Origin of the sequence: Lactococcus protaetiae (assembly GCF_006965445.1) — a bacterium.
GTDB lineage: Bacteria > Bacillota > Bacilli > Lactobacillales > Streptococcaceae > Lactococcus > Lactococcus protaetiae.
This window is the reverse complement of sequence record NZ_CP041356.1, coordinates 2,172,274-2,193,572: the sequence shown is the minus strand read 5'-3', so window position 1 is coordinate 2,193,572 and position 21,299 is coordinate 2,172,274. Positions and strand designations below refer to the sequence as shown.

The following is a 21,299-nucleotide window of genomic DNA, read 5'->3' as shown; positions in this document are numbered from 1 at the left end:
GATATAATCCACCTGCAAATATCGCAATGTTTAGGACACTTGAAGTTTTCATCTGCAAAAGAAAGGCTGTCAGTACGCTGACAACTTTCCCGATTTACTGACAGACGTTCTGTCAGTAAATGATTTGGCTTTTAAAGTCGTCCTCTACTGCTAAATGGAAAATGTTCAGAAATTGAGTTATAACAAAGATTCGGAGGTAAGATGTTACAAGAAATTTCAATCAAGAATTTTGCAATTATTGAAGAAATTCACCTTTCTTTTGAAAATGGAATGACGATTTTGACGGGAGAAACAGGAGCGGGGAAATCAATTATTATTGATGCAATGAGTTTGCTCTTGGAGGACGTTCGTCAACAGATTTTGTCCGTCATGGTGCGATGAAAGCTGAGATAGAAGGATTGTTCTTCTTTGAGAAGGCCCCCGAACTTCTGTCAGCACTGACAGCGCTTGGTTTTGAAGATGTTCACCATGAGATTATTCTTAGACGTGAAATTTTTGCTAATGGTCGCTCAGTTTGTCGAATCAATGGACAAATGGTTAATCTGACAACTTTGCGTGAGATTGGTGAATTTCTTGTTGATATTCATGGTCAGCATGACAGTCAAGAATTAATGAACCCTAAAAGTCATCTGCATTTACTTGATGAATTTGGGGACGAAAATTTTGAAAAAATAAAAAATAGTTACCAAGAGAAATTTGAACAATTTAAAAATCTTCGTCAACAATTGACAACCAGACAAAAAAATGAGCAAGAATTTGCCAAGCGGATTGAAATCCTCCAATTTCAGGAAGAAGAAATCGAAGCAGCAGCGATAAATTTGATTGACGATGAGTCTCTCGCTGGACGCCGAGAAAAGTTAAATAATATTAAAAATATCGCGGAAGCTTTAAGCACAGCCGCTCTAGCTTTGGATGATGAGGATGGAGATTACTCTAGTCTTAACAATATTCGGACAACAATGACAGAACTTGATAGCATTAGCAATTTTGATAATGAATATCAAGAACTTGCTGACAAAACAGCGGAAAGTTATTACATTCTTGAAGATGTTGCGAGTCAAATTCGCCGTGTTATGGATGCTCTTGAATTTAATCCGTCAGAGCTTTTGCAAATCGAAGACCGGATAATGACGCTTAACACTTTGCGTAAAAAGTATGGTCCAGAATTGACCGATGTCGTCAATTATCTAGAAAAAGTACAGTTAGAATTGTCAGAACTGACAGGCTCTGAGCATGATTCAGAGTGGCTAGAGCAGGCCGTAAAATCAGCACAAAATGAGTTGATAGAAGCCAGCCAGGTGTTAAATCAAGAGCGGCAAAAGATAGCAACAGAGCTTGAACGAGATATCAAGCATGAACTTGCTGATTTGTATATGGAGAAAGCTGATTTTAGAGTCAATTTTGAGAAAGCTAAGTTTTCATCGCTTGGTAATGAGCATATTGAATTTTTTATTCAAACCAATCCAGGAGAAGGATTTAAACCACTAGCTAAAACGGCATCAGGTGGTGAGCTTTCTAGATTGATGCTAGCGATTAAATCCAGTTTTTCAAGACGTGAAAACAAAACATCAATTGTATTTGATGAGGTAGATACAGGTGTATCGGGACGTGTTGCTCAGGCAATTGCCAATAAAATTTATAAAATAGCGAAAAGTGGTCAGGTTTTAGCGATTTCTCACCTTCCACAAGTTGTTGCTATTGCAGATACTCAATTTTATATTGAAAAAGCCTCCACAAATGATGTAACTACTTCGACAGTAAGAAAACTCAAGTTTGAGGAACGTGTCAATGAAATTGCTAAAATGCTTGCGGGCGATGACTTGACAGAAGAAGCGCTCGCGCAAGCAAAACGCTTGCTGACAAAATAATTGGTTGCTGACAGAAACTCGTCAGTGCATGTAAACTAAGAAACTTATAAAATGAAAGGAAACAAACTCAATAATATGAATAATATTAATTGAGTTTGTACTGGTAACCTATGATTAAAGCTTATATTAAATATTGGAAGAAATCAGTCGATTTCCAAAGTTACTCAAGCCGTTCAGACTATTGGTGGGTTTTTCTCGTCAATGCCATTATCTTCGCCATCCTTAACGGAATTCGATTTTTTACAATGATTCCTCAAGTGAGCGAAGTTTTAGGGAAATCATCATCGCTTTCACAAAATGAAATGAGACAAAAAGTTTTAGATTTATCATTAAAACCCACAGGCAGTTTATTTGCAGTCAGTGTTATTATTGCAATTGTAGGTTTGCTTGTCCTTATTCCAAATATTAGCCTGACTGCAAGACGACTAAGTGATGCAGGAATGCCTTGGTGGATTGCAATTATTTTTGGTTTAAGTGCTTTTATCGTGGTTATCAATTCTTTCATTCACAATAGTTTTTTGGGAAATTTGGGCTTATTATTTAATATCATCACATTGATTACGTATATTCTATGTATTTTTCCAACAAAATATAAAGAAGATGAAGAAGATGATTCAAGAATTTATGAATAAAGTCAAGACTTACTCAGTGGGAGTTTCAACTTGCCACTGAATTCAGTCGGACGAAATTCAAAGCTTAGTGCTGCTTTATCTCCGACCTAAGAGGTCGGAGTATTAGCATGCACTAAGCTTTGATAAAGTTTCTATACTGAACTTACTAAAATGTACTTCATTTCAATGTTAACTAATGAACCAGTCATCAATAAACGTATATCATGACGCAGATATACTGATTATAGTTGTTGTTAACCATTTCTTAGATAGCATCAATCTAAAATCATATATCATTTTGAAGCGAAACTAGTATATTTTACAAGAAAGGAGAAATTCAAGTGCTTCAAGCTTACAAAAAATTTTGGAGAGGATACGGCAGTTTTCGAGAGCGAACAACAAGGAAAGATTTCTGGTTAGCCACATTTGTCCAAATTATTTTTTTGATATTTTTCTATGCAGGATATCAAATTTTCGCTCATATAGGTCATCCCGTCCTTCCTAACGTTTTGACTGCGCTCTCTTATTTTTTCCTATTTCTATTATGGATTTATTTTCTGGTAACTTTGATTCCCTTTATCTCAATGACGGTCAGGAGATTAAGAGATGCAGGGCTTGCTTATGGCCTGATATTTCTTAACTTTATCCCTATTCTAGGGAGCTTTGCATTATTGGTCTTAAATCTTCTTCCTCATTCAAAAGATACGGCAGAAATTACCGAGTTTACAGCTCCAAAAAGAAAAAATGTTGTACTGGATGATAAGGGAAAAATTGGAATATTACGTGCTTTAAAGTATTATTTCCGAGGCTATTTCTCTTTTTCAGGGCGTACGAGCAGAAGAAGTTTTTGGTGGACGCAACTTGTTTTTGCGATTTTCGGAATTTTGTTTATCATATTTTTTGTTATGAATAAAGCGTTAGATCAGCTCATTTTTGGACAAATATTTGTAGGAACAGAAGTCATGGAATTCATCCTTGTTATTTATGTTATTGGCTTATTCTTCCCACAACTTACAGTACATATTCGCCGTTTGCGCGATGCTGGTTTGACAAATTTTGCAATTGCTACTCTTCTGGGGGCATAGGCGCGATAGTAATTTTTAAGGTAATCCTGTGGAAAATTATTGATTTGAGTTATGGAGTGAATCACTATGACCTTATCAACTATCTATTATTCCTACTGATAATGATTCTCATCGTAGCTCTATTTAGTGTAGAAATGATGAAATCGGATGAATTAGCAACAGAAGAAAAAACGCTAATATTTAGAAAAATGGACTGATGACTTCAGTCTATTTTTAGTTGCTGTTGGTATAATGTAATAATGTGATTTGTTTACACTGCCTGTCAATCAATTGACAGAAAAAACAACATAGAGGATAAAACCTAGTAATATCAAGTGTTTGCGAGCTATTCAGCGCTCAAAAAACAAATATTTTATTTACAATTTGTGTAAACCACTACAAAAATAACAAAAAAGTGATATAATAAACAGTAAGTATACAAGGAGGAATGGCAGTTTAGCCAAAAAACTATGGAATTCAAGCACGATACAGTCCTATTACATGAAACCGTAGATATGCTTGAGGTCAAGCCCGATGGAATTTACGTTGATGCTACTTTAGGTGGTGCAGGGCATAGTGAATATCTTCTGAGTAAACTTACCACAGGTCATTTGTACGCTTTTGACCAAGACGAAACTGCTCACGAAAATGCGAGAATTCGTCTTAAAATACAGCTTGTTGACAATAAAGTGACACTAGTGAAGAGTAACTTTCGTTACTTAAAATCAGCACTTGCTGAACTAGGAATCACAAAAATTGACGGAATCTTATATGATTTAGGAGTTTCCAGTCCCCAGTTTGATGATAGCAAGCGTGGCTTTTCTTATAAAAAAGAGGCACGTTTAGATATGCGAATGAATCAAATGCAACAACTTTCAGCATATGAGGTTGTCAACGATTATTCTTATGAAGATTTGGTTAGAATTTTCTTTCGCTATGGTGAAGATAAATTCTCTAAACAAATTGCTCGTAAGATTGAACAAGCAAGAAAAAATAAATCTATTGAATCGACAATAGAACTCGCTGATTTGATTAAATCAGCACTTCCTCAAAAAGAATTAAAGAAAAAAGGGCATCCTGCTAAGCGAATTTTTCAAGCCATCAGAATAGAAGTCAATGATGAACTTGGAGCAGCAGAAGAATCAATTGAACAAGCAATAGACTTGTTGAAAGTGGGAGGGCGGATTTCCGTCATCACTTTTCATTCACTTGAAGATCGTTTAACGAAAAATATATTCAAAGAATATAGCACGGTAAATGTTCCAAAAGGATTGCCTATGCTTCCCAAAGAAATGGAAGCTAAACTCAAACTGGTTAATCGTAAACCAGTAATTGCAACTGAAGACGAACTTGAGTTCAACAATAGGGCACATAGTGCCAAGCTTCGTGTTGCACAAAAACAACGAGATTAAAGTGAGCTGTTATTGTTGAGGAGTTCTTTCTCAACAACTGATTGGTAATCGCTTATCAAGTTTGAAGTGATTACTTCATTGGTGGGGGATTCTTTCTCTCCCACCAATGTCAGGTCACAACCTCACGTTAAAGATATGAGGTCACACCTCCGCTTCGCTTCGTTATCCATTCGCTCTATCTCCGCTTTGCTGCGCTGTCGATTTCACTAAACCGCTAAAGTGGCAAGTTCAAATCGCAAGCGCTAAAATGCTAAGATTCTGGGGGAGTAGAACGAAAGCAGAGCTTGCCATTTCGCCTTATCGCTTTACCGTTTGCTCTTACTGCTTTAGCAGTTAAGCAAACGAACAGTCTCTGCAACGAAGTTGCAGAGACTGTTCGTAGAACGGCGTGCGAAGCACGTAGCGAGTTGCGACTTCGACTAGGCACGTTCGTGCCGTAGCGAGAATCGACAGCGCAGTGAAACGAAGATAGAGCGAATGGACAGCGTAGCTAAGCGGAGATAGTGTTGCTTATCCCGTCACCTAGAGGTGGGGAAATTGCGATTGCGACTATAGCCACTTTAGTGGCGTAGCGAGCATCGACAACGTAGCCCAAAGGGCGGAGATAGCACGCACTTGCTAAGTTAATTGCACGATATAAAATAAAGTAGGTGAAGAAACATGGCAGCACAGCCGAAAGAGTACTTTGATATAGAAACTGCGGCGAAGAAAGATAGTTATCTCATTGATAAAAATTCTCTTGCCCCAGAAGTTCTAGCAAGTAAGTTTAAAAAATTTAGTGGTGTTGAAAAGGTATTCTACTTGGCGATGGTAGTTGCCGCTTTGGTGTTGGCTGTTGGACTGTTATATGTAAAGACAAAGACACTTGAAGTTCAGGATAATACGATGACGATAAAATCTCAAATTTCTGAGCAAACAACAAAAAGTTCTGAATATGATCAACAAATATTAGATTTAGCTTCACCAAATCGAGTAATAGATACTGCAAATAAAGCAGGAATGAAACAAGATCCTTCCAATGAATTGAAAGCAACAAAATGATAAAATTCTTTAAAAAATTATTCTCTTTTCCGTTTAGAAAAATATCAAGAAATGCAAAAAGAACTAATTTAGGGCCAGAAAGAAATCGTAAACATGTAGGTAAGAGCCTCTTTTTCCTAGCTATTGCTTTGTTTACGATTTTTATATTTCGCTTTGTTTGGCTGATTACAGTCAATCATGTGGGAGATACTAACCTAAAGGTTATGGCAACAAGTAATTATGAGAGTACAATTAATGTGCCAGCTACACGTGGAACGATTTATGATAGAAATGGTACTCCGATTGCGGTAGATTCAAGTACTTATACGATTTTTGTTGTCCTTGATAAGTCACAAAAGGATGCAAATGGCAATAAGCTTTATGCAGATAGCGCCGAATTTTCTAAAATTGAATACTTTCTGAATAAAAACTTAGGCATTGACCGTACTCTAATTGATAGCCAGCTTCGTTCCAAATTGAAACAAGTCCAGTTTGGAAGCAAAGGCTCAAACATTTCATTGCAAAAAATGCAAGCTTTGAGGAAGGCTGCAGACGATGAAAAACTTGTCGGGATTGGCTTCTCAGAACAAGGGAGTCGTTCTTATCCTTTAGGAAATTTTGCATCACAGTTTATCGGCATCGCACGTCCTGATGATTCTACCACTTCTCAGACTCTTAAAGGAGATATGGGCTTAGAAAAAGCTTTTAATGGCATTTTAAGTGGTAAAAACGGTGTTGAAACCTATCAAAAAGATATTCTTGGTCGTCCAATTCCAGGTACAACCAAGGTGATCAAACCTGTAAAAAATGGACAAGATGTATACACAACTTTATCAGCCCATTGCAACAAACGCTAGAAACAAGGATGGATGCAGCGGTACAAGATACAGGTGCCCAAACACTTGAGGCGACATTAGTTGATGCTCATACAGGAGAGATTTTAGCAACGAGTCAGCGTCCCACCTATACTCCTACGACGATTAACACCGCTGAAAAGCAAAAAAACTTTACTTGGAATAGTTTGCTCTCTCAGTCGGCATTTGAACCAGGTTCTGTCATGAAAACATTCCTGATGGCATCAGCGTTGGATAGTAATAAAGTTGATCTTAATGCAACTTATCAGCGTAAATTGCAGGTTTATGATTCAACGATTAATGACTGGGATGTAACAGAAAATAAGAGTTATACTTTACCTGAAATTGTCAACTATGCTCAAGGTTTTGCAATGTCTTCAAATATTGGGATGAGTAGAATCGAAATGAATATGGGAAATAGTTTGTGGGACAGTTATCTTAATAAATTTAAGTTTGGGTTGAAAACACGTGCAGGTCTAGATGGTGAAGTGCCGGGTTCTCTTCCTTCAGCCAATCTGGTATCACAAATTCAATCAGCTTTTGGGCAAGGGATTGCTGTGACTCCGATTCAGCTAATTAGAGGTTGGACGGCAATTGCAGGTAATGGTACAATGCTTGAACCACATATTGTGAACAAGATTTATGATCCTAATACAAAAACTACCTTACAATCTGAAAAAGAAATCATTGGTCATCCAGTTTCTAATGCGTCTGTGACTAAAGTTCGTGATTTGATGGTGGATGTAAATACTGACCCTGTTTATGGAACATCATATTCTACTACTGGAGACCCAGATGAGAATATCCCTCCAGGACCTCTATTTATGGTAGATGGTCAACCTGCTGCTGTTAAAACAGGTACTGCACAAATTGCATCAACAACAGGAGGGTATATGGATGGTTCACAGGACTATCTCTATTCTGCAGTTGTAATGTATCCACCGAAGAATCCTGATTTTATTTTCTATATGAATGTTAAAATTCCATCTGAACCGTGGACTTTGAAATATATTGCCCGTGTGGCTAATCCTCTTCTTACTCAAGCAGAGAGTAAAAAGAGTGAGTTAAACACTGTTAACAATACAGATAAGGCAGGTAAAGTGACACTTTCTGACTACAAAGGAGCTGACCCTGGAGAAACATCAGATAGCTTACGTCGAACGGTACTTGACCCAGTTATAGTAGGTTCTGGAACAAAAATTACAGCTCAATCAATTGCCGCTGGAGAAAAAGTTTCTGCTAATACTAGAGTGCTCTTACTGACTGATGATAAGAATCAATCAATGCCAGATATGTATGATTGGTCCAAAGATGAGGTAGATCAGTTAGCAAAATGGTACGATTTGAAAGTAACATATGAAGGTTCTGGTAATCATGTTCAGGCACAGAGCATAGGAGCAGTCACAAGTGCTAAGAAAGGTCAGTCACTAACCGTAAAAATGGGAACTTAGTGACTAATTAGACTTGAGTGTAAAATTTATAAGAACTCAAGTGTAACTCTACAAAAATAGACTACGAACGTTAAGAAGATTTGTTAACCTGTAGGATAGGTGTTCCTTTGCTATAAAGGATTGCTTAGCCTATTCAGGCGATTTTAAGTTTGAAATTAAAACTGATTAAAAATGAACTTGAATTGCTATTAGGTAGAGTTAAATTAAAATTAGGAGAAAAAGATGTTATTGAATGGAATAGGGGCTGCAGTGATTTCAATGATTTTAACGATGATTGGAATTCCTCGCTTCATTATGTTTTTCCATAAGAAAAAACTAGGTGGCCAGCCTACGCTTGAAGATGTGAAGCAACACGCTAGCAAGGCTGGGACACCTACAATGGGCGGTTTTGTGTTTGTTGTTGTTTCATTGCTTGTTTCACTTATTGTTGCATTGATTTTTGGTCGTTTTACTTCGGCATTTATCACTGCTTGGTGGGTTTTTGCAATGTACGCTGTTATTGGATTCTTGGATGATTTCTTGAAAGTATTCAAACAAATCAATGAAGGACTAACTGCAAAGCAAAAAATGTTGGCTCAGATTGTCATTGGGATTGTTTCATTTTTAATCTATAATCATGAGGCAAGTACAAATGTGCTGAATATTTTAGGTTGGAAATTGGATTTAGGTATTTTCTTTTCAATCTTCATCATTATCTGGTTAGTTGGTTGGTCTAATGCTGTAAATTTGACGGATGGAATTGATGGCTTAGCTTCAATCACTGTGGCGATTTCATTAACGGCTTATGCAATTATTGCGCTTGTTCATCATCAATATGATATTTTGTTGATTATTTTATCTGTAGTTGGCAGTTTGATTGGGTTCTTTTTCTTTAATCACAAACCAGCGAAGATTTTTATGGGTGATGTTGGAAGTTTAGCTTTGGGTGGATTTTTGGCGATTATTTCGATTTTACTTCATGCAGAATGGACATTGATTCTGATTGGTGCGGTATATGTCATTGAGACCTTGTCTGTTATGCTGCAAGTCGCGTATTTCAAGAAAACAGGAGGTAAAAGAATTTTTCGGATGACACCGATTCATCATCACTTTGAATTGGGTGGATTTTCTGGGAAATCTGCTGGTTGGTCTGAGTGGAAAATTGATATTGTTTTCTGGTTATTTACGGCGGTTTTATCGGCAGTTGCACTTTGGATTTACTTTATTTTTCAATAGTTTATAACAAGTTTAAGTATGAGACCTATCAGTTGATAGGTCTTTTATTTATACAAATTGTTATAAATTATAAAGTGCTTTCAGTAAAGCTTAAGTTTGATTTGGGCTGTGATTAAGTCTTGAAATTTATAATATTTTCATCAAGTTAGAAAATGAGTTAATTTTCCTACCCTAGAGTGACAGTGCTTTAGGATATTTGCATAGAAGATAAGAGAATAATTAAAGTTTGCACGCTCTGTTTATATGCGATTTGACTCACATATTTATGAAAGGAAAGACAGATGGATAAGATTGTAAAGGTCTTGAGAGGAAAAGCAATTATTTGGGTTTCGTTATTGACATTGGTGGTCGGTGCTACAGCAGGTTATTTTATTGGCAAGAGTCAAGGCGCTGCTACACAAGAAAAAAACTTCCAACAGCAAATGCAAAACCGTTTTGGTAGCCGAGCGGGTGGTTTTGGTGGAAATTCAAATTCGGATAGTAATTCTGATGCGAATACTGGTGCGACAACTGGTACTTCTGGAAATGGGGCATCGGATTCTAGTGGCGACACGGCAACTTCAAATGTTGACACGAGTACAGCTGCAATGGCGGTTTAATTGCTTTTCAGAAATTTTTAAGGATATTAAGTTAATTATTGGTTTTATTGTCTTAATTTTTGAAAATTAACTGATGTGTTTAAAAATTTACTGGCAAACAATTATTTTGATAGATGTTTCATTCTATTTTTTAAGATTTGAACTGTAAAGTTAGAAATGAGGAATATATGGATTTTATAAGACGAGCATGGCTTTTTACAAAAGCCAAAATTGGACGGACGGTACTTTTGATTATTGCATTTTCGGCAATTTTGATTTTCGTACTTTCGGGTCTTATTATTAATAGTGCAGCAAAAACGTCAATTGCAAATGCTAAAAAGGCAGCAGGGGCTACGGTTTCTTTGTCAGTTAATATGCAAAATGTGATTAAAGCAGCTCAAAGTTCAAATAGTTCAAGTAGCGATTCAAGTAGTAGTGACTCGCAAGGACAGCATTTTAAGATTGAAATGCCAACAATTTCAGAGAGTACGGCACAAAAAATCGCTGACTTATCAGGTGTGAAATCTTACAGTTTTTCTTATTCTGCATCTGCGAGTGCTGATTCTGGCATTACAAAAGTGTCTGACTCAAGCACATCTAATAATTCAAATACAGGTGGCGGTTTTGGCGGTGCCCAAGGTGGTGGAATGTTTGGTAATCAGTCTGATTTTACTATTTCTGGTACGAATAATCTGTCAGCCTCGACTTCCTTTACTGACAGCTATAAGATTACTTCTGGACGAGGTATTACAGCTTCTGACGAAGGAACAAATAATGTTGTTATTGAATCCACGCTTGCTAGTCAAAACGATTTAAAAGTTGGCTCAACTTTTACTTTGAAGGATAGCAATAGCAAAACTTACAAGATGACTGTTGTCGGTATTTTCACAACAACAAGTAGCTCAACAGAACAATCAATTGAATACATGAATACCATGTATACATCACTTTCAGTAGCAAACGCAATGAAAGCAACAACAGGTAAAATCTCAACGGCAACATATTCAATGACAAATCCAGCAGATGCTGACAGCTTTGTTAAAAAGGCGAATGCACTTGTCAATGATGATAATTTCCAAGTTTCCAAAAATGATCAAGCCTACCAAAATGTAAAATCTTCACTAAATAATGTTGCTGGTTTTGCCAGAAATATTGTCTTACTCGTTGCAGTAGCGGGTGCAATTATTCTTGCACTCATTGTCATGCTCATGGTTCGTGAACGTCGTTTTGAAATCGGTGTTCTGATGAGCCTAGGTGAATCAAAATTCAAGATTGTTGGACAATTTTTCTTTGAATTATTTATGGTAATGGTGGTATCAGTTGGTATCGCTTCTGCAGCAGGTAATGTTGTGGGAAATGTGGTCGGACAACAATTGCTAAAACAAGAAACTACCCAAACCACAACCAATAATGGTATGCCTAGTAGCAATGGAAATAATGGAAGTGGACAAATGCAAAGACCATCAGGAAATGGTGGAGGATTTGCTGAACGTGCAGGCGGAGCCTTTGGCTTTGGACAATCTAGAGCACAAGCTCAAGCGCTTGAAAAATTGAACATCAAGACATCATTTAGCGAAATCTTACTTCTCGTTGGAATAGCAATCTTGATTACACTGATTGCGGTGGGACTTGCAAGTATTGGTATTTTACGGCTTAATCCAAAACAAGTGCTGACCAATTGAAGTGATTACTTCATTGGTGGGGATTCTTTCTCCTCCACCAATGTTAGGGCAACAACCTCACATCAAAGATATGAGGTCACCCTGTCCCTGAAGTCTATCTCGCTTTGCTCCGCTGTCGATTTCGCTAAGTTGCTAAAGCAACAAGCTCAAATCGCAAGCGCTAAAGCGCTAAGACCCTAGGGCAGTAGAACGAAAGCAGAGCTTATCTCGCCACCTCATAGAGGTGGGGGAATTGCGATTGCGACTAGGTGCTTTGGCACCGTAGCGAGCATCGACAACGTAGCCCAAAGGGCGGAGATAGCACGCACTTGCTAAGTTAAAAAGCTTGTTTGACTGATTTCATCGGCTGGGATTATCTTCCCAACTGATGTCATAAGGCAAAAAGTAACTGACAGAAAATCTGTCAGTACTGACAAAGAATCAGGAGAAAAAAATGACACTAAAAGTTGAAAATCTGACCTACTATTATACAAATCCAGAGGAGTATCTGTTTAAAGATGTGACTGAAACTTTTGAGAAAGGCACAATGTATGCTATTCTTGGACAATCAGGCTCTGGGAAGACAACCTTTCTCTCTTTGCTTGCAGGGCTAGATACACCAAAATCAGGTACAATGACTTTTGATGATAAACCGATAAAAGCAAACACACTGACAAGTTATCGCAAAAAAACTGTCAGTACAGTGTTCCAAGCTTACAACTTATTGACTTATATGAGTGCTTACGAAAATGTCAAAACAGCGGTTAAGATTTCGTCAGTAAAGTTTGAAAACGAAAAAGCTTCGATTGTTGAAGCACTTGGTAAAGTTGGACTGACAGAGGATTTGATTTACAAACCTGTCAGTAAACTTTCAGGTGGTCAGCAACAAAGAGTTGCAATTGCTAGGGCATTAGTGCTCAATCATGACGTCATCATTGCTGATGAGCCAACTGGAAACCTTGACGAAGAAACAACAGGTCAAATCGTAGCATTATTTAAGAAGATTGCACACGAAGACAATAAAATCGTGATTATTGTTACTCATGAAAATGATGTTGCAGCAGCTTCAGACATTGTCTATACACTCAAACATCGAAAATTTGAAAAGACAGCATAAGAAATAAGAGCAGATAACTAACTGTGCCTAGGAATCAAAATGAAGTCAAGACTTATTCAGTGGGGTTTCGTAAAACATTTGTCCATTTTCTATAGTCGCTATCTTCGTTGCTACGCTGTCCGTTAGAACGGCGAGCGAAGCACGTAGCGCCTTAGCGGGCATCGACAGCGTTAGTCCGAAGGGCGGAGATAGTACGCACTTGTTTTGATAAAATTCAGTATTCTGAACCATATCTAGAGTGCTGAATTTTTCCACATTTTACATTTAAAGGAGAACGAGCATGAACCATACTACCATCATCGTCTGCCTTATCATTTTGCTCGTGCTATTTATATGTATCAACGAGATGTTCTGGCATCAACTAAGTACGAGTCGTAGAATACGAAAAAAAGAATCTAGTATAAGAAATTTAAAAACAAGTGAAAATCGAGAAACTAAGGAAAAGTCATGATTAATATTTATTACAACACAAAAAATCATGGTTTTTATCGCACAATAGAGTGGTTGGAATATCATCAAATCTCATACAATATAAAACCCATTTTACAACTGACCAGAGAGGATTTTCTTAAGATTTTAAGTTTAACAGATAATGGTTTTGAAGACTTATTTTCTGTGAGAAAAGTTCACAAACAAGCTTTTGACATCTATACAATGAATCAATTAATTGATTATATTCTAGAAAATCCTAAGATGCTGAAAGCACCTATTGCATTCAACGAGAAACATCTTCTTATTGGCTATGATGCAGGAGAAATTAGGGTATTTCTATCAAGAAATCATAGAAAAGAAGAGTTAAAGTTAACAAAAAATCGCATAAAATTTGAAAATACTTAAACGCTTACAACTATGCGAAGTGTTCTATAAAAAAATTTGTTATAATGAATGTATGGATAAAGACTATTTGAAGACTCGTTTTGAAGTCGAAGAATTTGAAAAACTTAAGAAAAAACTGGTAAGATACGAGTGTGCATTAGATATTGTCAGGACTCAGCTCTCGAACCTAGAAGCTTATTATAATAACTTTGAGCCAGTTAATCCGATTGAACATATCAAATATCGTATCAAATCACCAGAAAGCATTGCAGGAAAATTAAAAAAGAAAAATTTACCAATCACAGCAGAAGCTGCAGAGGAATTTTTATCAGATGTAGCTGGTATACGTATTATCTGCGCTTATGCTAAAAATATATACGAAATAGTAGAAATCATCAAAAACCAAGAAGATTTTAAAGTGGTTAGTGAAAAAGACTACCTAAAAAATGTGAAAGAAAGTGGTTATCGAAGTTATCACATGATTTTGGAAGTTAATATTGGCAAACTTTTTGGTGAAAAAACCTGTCGGGTCGAAGTACAATTACGTACCTCAGCAATGGATTTCTGGGCAACATTGGAACACAAAGTACGCTATAAATATGATGGAAAAATTCCTGAAAAATTAAGTAATGAATTACAAAATTGTTCCAAACAAATCAATGAGCTTGATGAACGAATGTACCTTATCCATAAAGTCGTGGATATGATTAACCAATCAGAAGTTGACATTGAGCGAATAGGTTATTAGCTGGTGATCTAAAACTTTAGAATTTGAACAATAAAGTTAGGCAGCCATAGCCCAAAGGGTAAAAATAACGCACTTACTTTGATAAAAACTTAGAAGGTTCTTGATAATATTAAATAGATTTGTTATAATGATTTGGTATGTCTTAGAACATACTAATAAAACTGTTCATCCGCTGGGTAGAAGTTACTTAATGATGGGCAAGAGGAGAAAAAAATGAACCTTATTGAATCTATCAACGCTGCGCAACTCCGCACTGATATTCCTGATTTCCGTCCTGGTGACACTGTACGAGTTCACGCGAAAGTCGTTGAAGGAACTCGCGAACGTATCCAAATGTTCGAAGGTGTTGTCATCGCTCGTAAAAATTCAGGAATCAGCGAAACTTATACAGTTCGTAAGATTTCTAATGGTGTTGGTGTAGAACGTATCTTCCCACTTCACACTCCACGTGTTGAAAAAATCGAAGTCATTCGTCATGGTAAAGTACGTCGTGCGAAACTTTACTACCTTCGTGCATTGCAAGGTAAAAAAGCGCGTATCGCTGAACGTCGTCGTTAGGAAACACAATATAACCGCTCTATTGAGCGGTTTTTTTGATATTTTAAATAATAAAAAAAGAGACAGAAAGTTCTTTTTTATTCAAAGTCGCTATGCCTTCCCCAAGATAGAGCCATTAATATTGTTACGATAGGTAAAGCATACAACCAGATAAGAGATATGAGTGCTCCTGGTAGTAAAAATACGAGGAAGATTTTGATTCTTTGACGATTACGCAGCCGGAGGGTCTCACTCCTGTTATATTGTCTGTAGATAATTTCGCTGAAAATAATTAAGCTTATCCAAATAATTAGATATATTGTAACGTATGCAATACTATCAATGAGCGAATGAGGATGTTCAGCATGGACAACAGTTGCAAAAGGAAACAAGCAAATGACCAGTAAAAGCCAATGGTTTACCCATAATAACAGTTCATCAATACGATTATTTTTTAAGAAGGTCATGACATGGTGGTGAGAGTTCCAGATTGATGCTAGTGCAACAAATGTGGTTACGTAGATAAGAAGCATTAGCAATAGTCTAGGAGAAAACAGGTTTCCGTCTTTTGGCACTTTAAATTCAAGAACAGTCAATGTCATTACGACAGCAAAAATACCGTCTGTTAGAGCTTCGATTCTACTTTTATTCATATGTCGTATTATAGCAGATATTTGAAAATTTGTTTTAATTAAAATACATTTAAGGAGAGTTTTAGACAACAAAAAAGCACCCACTTATATATCAAAAGTAGATGCTTTCTACTGAGAGGGATACTCGCCCATTTGCTTTTGCTCCTTAGACTATTTCTTCTAAATTGTGCACAGCTTCTTCGATTGTATCACCAGCACCATAAATAGTTAAATCACTAGCAAGATATGCTTTAAAGATATTTTGTGAAGTATCTAGAGTTACAGTGTACTCGAAGAGTTTGTTTTTGTTGATGAATGTCATAATACATTCTCCTTTCTCTTTATGTTGACGAAAGGGACTATAACGATTACAACGAAATTCCTATTCACAAGTATATCACATTGCACATAAAATAACAAAAAAATTATCTCATAATGTCTAATATAGAATATGATTTTGAAAGTAATTATCTCTTATGATAAAATTATAATAATATAATTAGAAAACAGTAATAAATAGATGGAGCGTTCATGATTATTGATTTAGGGAATATATGGGAAGCATTGAGTGCAATTGGAACGATAGCGGTAGTCATCGTATCACTTCATCTTGCAAGAAGAGATTATCGAAAGAAACTTGAGATTGATTATTGGACGTCTTATGAGGTGTTCTCTGGTGATAATATCTCTTTGTGGTGTATTGACGTTGTGAATACGGGAGTTGTTCCAATCAAAATTTATGAAATTGGAATTTGTAAAAAAAGACTTTTGCGTAAAAGTGCAAAGAAAACGATGGCTTTTTCATCAAGAGATTTGGAGCAGGAGAGTGCAAAGTTACCGATATTATTAATGCCACAAGAAGATGCAACATATTTTGTGATGAAAGATGAGTGTCTTATTGGATTAAAAAAATTAGGATTCAAAAATCAAAATCTGCAAATTTATGCAAAAGATACAACTGGTAAGTACTATTTCGCAAGAAGATTCAAGATTAGAAATGAATTGGGATAATTTAAAGTAAGAGAATATTTCTTATAATCTTTTGGATTTTGATACTCAAGTTGTTAACTTTTTATTCGCTAAATCTTAAAAAATTTTGTTATAATTCAAGAATATGAAGAAAAGAATTTTAAAGATTACTTTGTGGCTTATAGTAGGAATTATTGCCTTATTTCTATTGATTTTGATTGCTTTTCATGTTTCTCCTAGACCAGGAGCACTTGTGATTAAAAGAGCGTTTGATTCTAAGGTGTTGATTACAGATGAAAAAGGATATCAAAGAGCTAAAAAAAATGTAGAGATTATTTCAGACCAATCCTATCAATCAAAGTTAAAAAATAATGTGTTTGACATCTATTATCCTAAAGACATGCATCAACCTGTTCCTGTATTAGTTTGGGCACATGGAGGAGGTTTTGTTGCTGGAGATAAAGAAGGGATAAAAGAGTTTGCGACAAAAATTGTGTTAGATACAAAAATAGCAGTTATTTCTATGAATTATGAAACAGCGCCAGACTCACAATACCCTAATCAATTGGTACAAATGGGAGAGCTAATCAAAACATTAGAAGAAAAAAAGTTCAAAATGTTAGATTTATCTCAAATATTATTTGGTGGAGATAGTGCTGGAGCACAAATTGCACTACAATATGTTACAACTCAAACGAATAGGAACTATGCAAAAAGTATTGGAATTGATCAAATATTAAATACTGCAGAAATCAAGGGCGCGATTTCTTATTGTGGTCCTGTGGATTTACAACAGACAGCTCAAGAGCAGTCAACGAGTAAATTTATGAAGTTTTTTGTTGATACGGTAGCTTGGTCAGAAATTGGAACAAAGGACTGGAAAGAAAATCCTAAGTTATTTGAAGCGAGTCTGGTTCGTCATGTGACTAAAGATTTTCCTCCGACATATATTACAGATGGAAATGCATATTCTTTCCAAAATCAAGGGATTGCTTTAGAAAAGAAATTGAAACAGTTGAAAGTCCCTGTACAAGGGTTATTCTATATTAATGATAAGAAAAAAATTACTCATGAATATCAATTTGATTATGAAATGAAGGAAGCCAAGAATTGTTATGCTCAAACAGTGGCGTTTATTAATGAATATAAATAAAAAAACTATTCCATTGAGAATAGTTTTTTTTGAACACTATGTCTAAAAATGAGAGTGAATTAAGTTTCTTATAAGAAGCGGTTTATCTGTAATTTTAAATGGAACTTGAGGCCTAACTTTTAGTTGATTAATTCTTGGAGTAAATCAGCAATTTGAGTGGGTGTTTCTTTCTGGTTTCGTCGTAGCCATGACTGTGTCGTTCCAAAAATAGCATTGGCATAATAAGTTGTCGCATAGATTTCACCAAGCTTTCCTAAGTTATTTCGTTTAGAATCTTGAGGAAAAATTGAATTTTGTAATAAATCTTTTAGTTTTTGAAGCATAAATTGATGGATTTCTTTACTTCCGTTTTCAGAAAGAAGTGCGGCGTAGATTTGATTGCGTTGTAAAAACTCAAAGGTTTCAAGCATTGTCGCGTGTAGATTCCCATTATTTTTCTCAAAAACATATTGGATGGTTTCAAAAAGACGGCGTTGATAAGCTTCAATCATGTCGTATTTATCTTGATAGTGCGTGTAGAAACTACTCCGACTTACTTTTGCGATTTTTACAAGCTCTGTTGTTGAAATTTGGTCAAAAGATTTTTCATGCAAGAGTTGAATCATTGCATCGCGAAGTTGGATTCTGGTACGGTCTTTTCGAGTGTCATGGGCCATTATTTTGGAACCTCCGTTTCAATACTTAACAATCATTTGCTTATTGAAAATTAGAGAAGATAATTCTCAATCTAAATGTAAGTGTTTTATTTGGACAAATATGTACAAGCTGTCTAAAAACCGAAGCTCAACATTTGTCAATTTTTCGAAAAAGTTTATAATACATATTATAACAATTTTTGGACGAGGTGTCCATAATGGGGGAAGGGAAATGTTAAAAAAAGAATGGCAAGCTATCTTTAAGCACAAATTTTTTATCATCGTTATTATCGCATTGTCGCTAGTTCCGGCAATTTATAATTATATTTTCTTAGGGTCAATGTGGGATCCATATGGGAATTTAAAAGATTTGCCAGTAGCAGTTGTAAATTTGGACAAGGCGTCTGAATTAGAGGGTAAAAAATTAGAACTTGGTGATAAGGTGATTTCTGAAATGAAGAAATCAAAAGATTTGGATTATCATTTTGTATCAAAAGCTGATGCTAAAAATGGAATTAAAAAAGGGGATTACTACATGGTCATTACTTTCCCTAAAAATTTCTCAGAGAATGCAGCCAGTTTGATGTCAGAAAATCCAAAAGTAGTACAATTGGATTATCAAACGTCACGTGGTCATAACTATATTTCTTCCAAAATGAGTGAAAGTGCTGTGACACAATTGAAAGCAAAAGTTTCAGAAAAAGTGACCAAGGATTATACTGAGGCTATTTTTGATAAAATTGCTGAGATGAAACCAGGGATGCATGATGCTTCGGATGGTGCTAAAAAACTCGCTGATGGTAGTCAAACAGCTTTGAGCGGTTCATCGGAGATTTCAAAAAATCTGGATACCTTGGCGTCATCAAGCTTGACTTTTACTGATGGAGCAAATACATTAAATGTTGGTGTTGATAAGTATGTTGATGGTGTAAAACAAGCAGCTCTAGGCAGCAAAAAACTTGCTGATGGCACGAAACAATTTTCTACAGGTGCTGAACAGTTGGCTGAAGGGACTCAAACTTTGGCGGATAAATCAAAAGAATTATCTGCTGGGATTACAAAAATTTCACAGAGTTCAGAATCTGCTGGTCAGCTGCAGTTAGCTAGTCAGCAACTTGCTGATGGACTGACAAAACTATCAGCAGCAACAAGCTTGTCTGATGAAGATAAGGCAAATTTTGCAAAGCTAGAAACTGGTTTGACAGCTCTTAATCAACAGATTCAAGCTGGGAGTACCGATTCAACGGTTACGACTCAAGTGGAAAATGATTTAAAAAATGTTCAGGCTGTTTTGCCGAAAATAATTCAAGACCAAGTGACGGCGTCCACCACGGCAATTTCTGCAACAGATACTTTTAAAAAATTGACACCAGCACAACAGGCGGATTTGCTTGATGCATTAGAGAATTCTGCGAACAACTCAACAGAAATACAGGCTGATTCTCAGTCAATTTCAGGTAGTTTGACAGATGTCGGTAATCAATTGAAGAATTTACAAACTCAAACTCAAATGTTGGCAGATGGAGCTGCTCAAATCCTTCCAGCTGCGTCTCAAACCATTAACCAGTTATCAACCGGAATAGACAATGCTCACACTGCTTTGAGTAGTCAAATATTACCGGGAGCAAATCAATTGGCAGCAGGAGCTGCACGGTTTAATATTGAGATAACCGCGGGAGGACAACAGCTTACTTCAGGATTTAATCAATTTGCAGTGGGTGTCAATCAAGCAAATGATGGTGCTCATCAACTTGCTGACAAGTCAAAAGACTTACAAACGGGTAGCTTGCAGTTGGTTTCAGGACTAACGCAATTACAAGGAAATAGCCAATCATTAAGCTCAGGTTCAAGTCAGCTTGCTGATGGAGCAAAACAAATTGCTTCAGGTTCAAGTCAACTTGCTGACGGAAGTCAAACACTGACAAAAGGTTTGGATAGTCTAAATAATGGCGCAGGCACACTTTCGTCAGCACTGACAGATGCTGATAAAAAGCTGTCAGTGACAAATAGTAATAAAAAGAATGCTGACAAGATTGCAACACCACTCAAGACGAAGCATACAGACCATGATAATGTTCCTGTCAATGGCGAAGGAATGACACCTTACATGATTTGTGTGGCCCTCTTCATAGGGGCGCTTGCAACAAACGTTGTTATCGGTCACAGTTTCTCTGGTGAAAAATGGAAATCTGGTCGTGAATTCATGTGGGCCAAAATCGGAACAAATGGTTTAGTTGCTCTCTTGCAAGCTCTTATCGTTTATGGTGCAGTTGTGGCACTTGGACTTCGAGCAAACTATAACTTACGGATGTTGCTGTCAGTGATTTTGATTAGTTTTGCATTCATGGCAATTAATACTTTCTTCTTGACATGGTTAGGTAAGGTTGGAGAGTTTGTCATGATTGTCTTTCTTGTCTTGCAGTTGGCAACGAGTGCTGGAACATATCCATTGCAGTTGGCTCCACACATTTTCCAAGTAATTAGTCCATGGCTTCCAATGACTTATGGATTACGAATGTTGCGTGAAACGATTGGTCTAGGTGGAAATATTCTTCCTTATGTCTTGCTTTTTGGGGTGATTATCTTTATCTTTACAGGTGCACTTAGTTTCTTTAAGAAGATTTCACGATTTGCTTAATCAAATTTACTGACAGAAATCTGTCAGTAAATTTTTTACTTTTATCATGAAGTCAAGACTCATTTAGTGGGAGTTTCGTATTTTCTCTAGTCACTATCTTCGCTGCGCTACGCTGTCCGTTTGCTTAGCAGGCGAAGTGACTGATAAAAGGGCAACTCATCACTGAATTTAGGGCACAACCTCTAGGTGTAACAACTAAGCGACCTGTACGCAAATAAAGCTACAACAGTCTGCTTAACATCAAAGATATGAGGTCACACCTCCGTTTCACTTCGTTATCCATTCGCTCTATCTTTGCTTTGATAAAATTTTCTAGTTTT

The 21,299-nt window shown here is 36.4% G+C and carries 18 protein-coding genes and 2 pseudogenes; 17 read left to right on the top strand and 3 right to left on the bottom strand.

All coding sequences use genetic code 11. The annotated features are described in order from the left end of the window. Positions 1-201: 201 nt before the first annotated feature. The 14 genes and pseudogenes from recN to rplS all read left to right on the top strand — a co-directional run bounded on the left by recN (position 202) and on the right by rplS (position 14,973). A pseudogene (gene recN / locus FLP15_RS10540) lies at positions 202-1,868 on the top strand (DNA repair protein RecN). A gap of 110 nt (positions 1,869-1,978) precedes the next feature. Continuing rightward, complete coding sequence (locus tag FLP15_RS10535; protein ID WP_142767080.1) at positions 1,979-2,500, top strand: DUF805 domain-containing protein; 522 nt, start codon at positions 1,979-1,981, stop codon at positions 2,498-2,500. Between the two features lie 320 nt (positions 2,501-2,820). Then, positions 2,821-3,564: a DUF805 domain-containing protein gene (locus FLP15_RS10530; protein ID WP_142767079.1), complete on the top strand. Its 744-nt coding sequence runs from the start codon at positions 2,821-2,823 to the stop codon at positions 3,562-3,564. A 44-nt stretch (positions 3,565-3,608) separates the two neighbouring features. Next, complete coding sequence (locus tag FLP15_RS12810; protein WP_190288297.1) at positions 3,609-3,761, top strand: hypothetical protein; 153 nt, start codon at positions 3,609-3,611, stop codon at positions 3,759-3,761. A gap of 252 nt (positions 3,762-4,013) precedes the next feature. Further along, positions 4,014-4,955, top strand: a complete 942-nt coding sequence (rsmH, locus tag FLP15_RS10525; RefSeq protein WP_142767078.1) for a 16S rRNA (cytosine(1402)-N(4))-methyltransferase RsmH — start codon at positions 4,014-4,016, stop codon at positions 4,953-4,955. A gap of 660 nt (positions 4,956-5,615) precedes the next feature. Then, positions 5,616-5,996, top strand: a complete 381-nt coding sequence (gene ftsL2 / locus FLP15_RS10520) for a cell division protein FtsL (RefSeq protein WP_120771946.1) — start codon at positions 5,616-5,618, stop codon at positions 5,994-5,996. Then, a pseudogene (locus tag FLP15_RS13760) lies at positions 5,993-8,280 on the top strand (penicillin-binding transpeptidase domain-containing protein). The gene ftsL2 and the pseudogene FLP15_RS13760 overlap by 4 nt, the downstream one beginning before the upstream one ends. Before the next feature lie 222 nt (positions 8,281-8,502). Further along, positions 8,503-9,495, top strand: coding sequence for a phospho-N-acetylmuramoyl-pentapeptide-transferase (gene mraY / locus FLP15_RS10510; protein ID WP_142767077.1), 993 nt, complete (start codon positions 8,503-8,505; stop codon positions 9,493-9,495). 281 nt (positions 9,496-9,776) lie between these two features. Then, the gene (locus tag FLP15_RS10505; protein WP_142767076.1) at positions 9,777-10,094 is read left to right on the top strand and encodes a hypothetical protein; all 318 of its coding nucleotides are present in this window, start codon (positions 9,777-9,779) and stop codon (positions 10,092-10,094) included. Positions 10,095-10,261: 167 nt separating this feature from the next. Continuing rightward, entirely contained in the window at positions 10,262-11,755 is a 1,494-nt protein-coding gene (locus FLP15_RS10500) for an ABC transporter permease (RefSeq protein WP_142767075.1), read from the top strand. A gap of 433 nt (positions 11,756-12,188) precedes the next feature. Continuing rightward, on the top strand, positions 12,189-12,851 hold the full coding sequence (locus FLP15_RS10495) for an ABC transporter ATP-binding protein (RefSeq protein ID WP_142767074.1): 663 nt from the start codon (positions 12,189-12,191) through the stop codon (positions 12,849-12,851). 447 nt (positions 12,852-13,298) lie between these two features. Beyond that, complete coding sequence (locus tag FLP15_RS10490; RefSeq protein WP_142767073.1) at positions 13,299-13,688, top strand: ArsC/Spx/MgsR family protein; 390 nt, start codon at positions 13,299-13,301, stop codon at positions 13,686-13,688. Positions 13,689-13,740: 52 nt separating this feature from the next. Beyond that, positions 13,741-14,415 (top strand): GTP pyrophosphokinase, encoded by a 675-nt coding sequence (locus tag FLP15_RS10485; protein ID WP_142767072.1) that lies wholly within the window; start codon positions 13,741-13,743, stop codon positions 14,413-14,415. 213 nt (positions 14,416-14,628) lie between these two features. Next, on the top strand, positions 14,629-14,973 hold the full coding sequence (rplS, locus tag FLP15_RS10480; protein ID WP_120771938.1) for a 50S ribosomal protein L19: 345 nt from the start codon (positions 14,629-14,631) through the stop codon (positions 14,971-14,973). A gap of 77 nt (positions 14,974-15,050) precedes the next feature. Here the strand turns inward: rplS and FLP15_RS10475 are convergent, their stop codons facing one another. Then, positions 15,051-15,605 (bottom strand): TMEM175 family protein, encoded by a 555-nt coding sequence (locus FLP15_RS10475; protein ID WP_190288296.1) that lies wholly within the window; start codon positions 15,603-15,605, stop codon positions 15,051-15,053. A 145-nt stretch (positions 15,606-15,750) separates the two neighbouring features. After that, entirely contained in the window at positions 15,751-15,906 is a 156-nt protein-coding gene (locus FLP15_RS12805) for a hypothetical protein (RefSeq protein WP_190288295.1), read from the bottom strand. A gap of 209 nt (positions 15,907-16,115) precedes the next feature. Here FLP15_RS12805 and FLP15_RS10470 point away from each other — a divergent pair, with 209 nt between their 5' ends. Further along, entirely contained in the window at positions 16,116-16,595 is a 480-nt protein-coding gene (locus FLP15_RS10470; protein WP_142767071.1) for a hypothetical protein, read from the top strand. A 103-nt stretch (positions 16,596-16,698) separates the two neighbouring features. Continuing rightward, on the top strand, positions 16,699-17,706 hold the full coding sequence (locus FLP15_RS10465) for an alpha/beta hydrolase (RefSeq protein WP_142767070.1): 1,008 nt from the start codon (positions 16,699-16,701) through the stop codon (positions 17,704-17,706). 119 nt (positions 17,707-17,825) lie between these two features. On the opposite strand, the gene FLP15_RS10460 is transcribed toward FLP15_RS10465, so the two are convergent. Further along, positions 17,826-18,362 carry a TetR/AcrR family transcriptional regulator gene (locus FLP15_RS10460; protein ID WP_120771936.1) on the bottom strand — a complete coding sequence of 179 codons (537 nt, stop codon included), beginning with the start codon at positions 18,360-18,362 and terminating at the stop codon, positions 17,826-17,828. 211 nt (positions 18,363-18,573) lie between these two features. On the opposite strand from FLP15_RS10460, the gene FLP15_RS10455 reads away from it, so the two are divergent. Further along, a complete protein-coding gene (locus FLP15_RS10455; protein ID WP_142767069.1) occupies positions 18,574-20,979 on the top strand; it encodes a YhgE/Pip domain-containing protein in 2,406 nt (801 codons plus the stop codon). Positions 20,980-21,299: the final 320 nt, after the last annotated feature.